The sequence below is a fragment of the Wolbachia endosymbiont of Mansonella perstans genome (assembly GCF_020278605.1).
Taxonomy (GTDB): Bacteria; Pseudomonadota; Alphaproteobacteria; order Rickettsiales; family Anaplasmataceae; genus Wolbachia.
Map to the genome: position 1 here is coordinate 1 of NZ_JACZHU010000097.1, position 1,989 is coordinate 1,989.

Annotated in this window: 4 protein-coding genes; all 4 read left to right on the forward strand. The window is 33.9% G+C overall.

The window, feature by feature from the left end:
* Window positions 1-72: 72 nt before the first annotated feature.
* Window positions 73-426 carry a 30S ribosomal protein S10 gene (gene rpsJ / locus IHO13_RS04840; RefSeq protein ID WP_225536932.1) on the forward strand — a complete coding sequence of 118 codons (354 nt, stop codon included), beginning with the start codon at window positions 73-75 and terminating at the stop codon, window positions 424-426.
* Window positions 423-1,136, forward strand: a complete 714-nt coding sequence (rplC, locus tag IHO13_RS04845) for a 50S ribosomal protein L3 (RefSeq protein ID WP_225538527.1) — start codon at window positions 423-425, stop codon at window positions 1,134-1,136. Before rpsJ ends, rplC begins: the two co-directional genes overlap by 4 nt.
* A gap of 27 nt (window positions 1,137-1,163) precedes the next feature.
* Window positions 1,164-1,778 carry a 50S ribosomal protein L4 gene (gene rplD, locus IHO13_RS04850; RefSeq protein WP_225538528.1) on the forward strand — a complete coding sequence of 205 codons (615 nt, stop codon included), beginning with the start codon at window positions 1,164-1,166 and terminating at the stop codon, window positions 1,776-1,778.
* The coding region (locus IHO13_RS04855; protein WP_225538532.1) for a 50S ribosomal protein L23 at window positions 1,775-1,989 on the forward strand (215 nt) is incomplete at its 3' end. The genes rplD and IHO13_RS04855, both read left to right, overlap by 4 nt.

Sequence of the window (1,989 nt, forward strand, 5' to 3'; positions counted from 1 at the left end):
ATAAGAGAGGGTGGTAGAACTGTTGGTTCTGGTGTTGTTTCTGAAATTTTGGAGTAGACGGTAGTGACTGAAATAGAGCAAGTTGCATATATCATAAGCAAAGCTTTTGATTGTTCAAAATTAGAGAAATATGTTAGAGAGTTTGTTCGTGGATTTAAGGACAAATTTAAACATTCTGATGCAAAGCTATCAGGTCCAGTTGCATTGCCAAGAGATAATTTTAAATTCGATGTTGGTAGGTCTCCTCATGTTGATAAAAAATCTCATGAACAATTTGAAAAGAGAACTTCTGAGCGTCTGATTATTCTATATGGCCTTACCCCTGCTATGATGCAGATGCTTGGAGATTCATCGTTTTTTCCTCCCCCTCCTCCTGGTGTAGAAATTTACTTAAAGATTAAGAAAGTCTTTAGGAAAGGAAAATGAAAAGGATGAATCTGTTGAAAAGAATTGGTTTATTGATGACAAATATTGGTCATACTGCTATATACTCTGATAGTGGCTGCATGGTTGTAACTTTATTGCATCTGAGTGAAACTTGTATTGTTGATGTGAAAGAGCAAGATAAATGTGGTTATAATTCGGTTGTTTTAGGCACTGGAGATTTTAAAAATATTGCAAGGCCTCAGTTAGAATACTTAAAGAAGAGAGGAATAAATAGTAGATATAGATTATATGAAAGTAGATTGAGTGATCTCTCAGGAATAGAGTGTGGTAAAAGAGTGGGGGTTGACCATTTTGTAGTTGGTCAATATCTTGATATTATAGGTTATTCTATAGGTAAGGGGTTTGCTGGTGTAATGAAGCGATATAATTTCAGTGGGCTTGGGGCATCTCACGGTGTTTCTATTGCTCATAGGTCGCAAGGTTCTACTGGTCAATGTCAGGATCCTGGTAGAGTATTTAAAGGAAAAAAAATGGCTGGTCATTTAGGCAGCAGTAGAGTAACTGTACATAACATGAAAATATTATCTATCGATCATGAAAATAGTTTAATTGCTGTAAAAGGTAACAACGTTCCTGGGTTTAGAAATTCTTACGTCTTTGTGAGAGATGCAGTTAAAAAGCCTTTACATAAAGATATTCCTTTTTCGGTAGGTCTACTGTTAGACGCAAATGATGATAATGCTGGATGATAATGCTAGTGGTTTAGTAAATTAGTTATGGAATGTAAATTAGTTAATCTATCTAATGATAATGTAGGTATCGCTCAGCTTAACCCTTCGATATTTTTCGTTAAGCAAAAATTGGGTATTTTGCATGATATAGTTAGATGGCAATTAGCAAAGAGAAGAGCTGGTACTCACAAAGTAAAAGGCATCAGTGATGTTTCTGGTACAACAGCTAAGCCTTATAGTCAAAAACGCACTGGTAGAGCAAGACAAGGAAGCTTGCGTTCTCCTCAGTTTAGGGGTGGTGGGGTTATTTTTGGTCCTGTTGTTAGGAGTCATGCCTATTCTCTTAACAAAAAAGTACGCAAGTTTGGTTTAAAAATTGCTTTATCTCTAAAGTATTTTAATAATCAATTAATCATTCTTGATAATTTGAATATTGACGTGAAGAAAACATCTGAAATGTGTAAGTATATTAAAAATTTCAAATTTTCTTCCTTTCTGATAGTTGGTGATTATGGAGATGGATTGCTACGTGCTACTAGAAACCTGTATCATGTAAACTTGATCAAGCCTATCGGGTTGAATGTTTTTGATATATTAAATCATGAGTGTATAATGTTGACAAGTGATGCTTTAAAATATCTTGAAGGTAGATTATTATGATTAAATATAATAATATAATAAAATATCCTATAATTACGGAAAAAGCCTCTTTTTTAAGGGAGAAATTTAATAAATATTCTTTGTATGTTTCTGTGGATGCAAATAAGTACAAAATAAAGTTGGCAATAGAGTCTCTATTTAGTGTTAAAGTTTCCCCTATAAATATTGTGAGAGTTAAACCTAAACGTAGACGCTTTAAAGGCGTGGTTGG

Bases quoted from the DNA above. Each gene is read 5' to 3' on its own strand.
- rplC (WP_225538527.1), top strand. From the start codon at position 423: ATGAAAAGGATGAATCTGTTGAAAAGAATTGGTTTATTGATGACAAAT.
- rplD (WP_225538528.1), top strand. From the start codon at position 1,164: ATGGAATGTAAATTAGTTAATCTATCTAATGATAATGTAGGTATCGCT.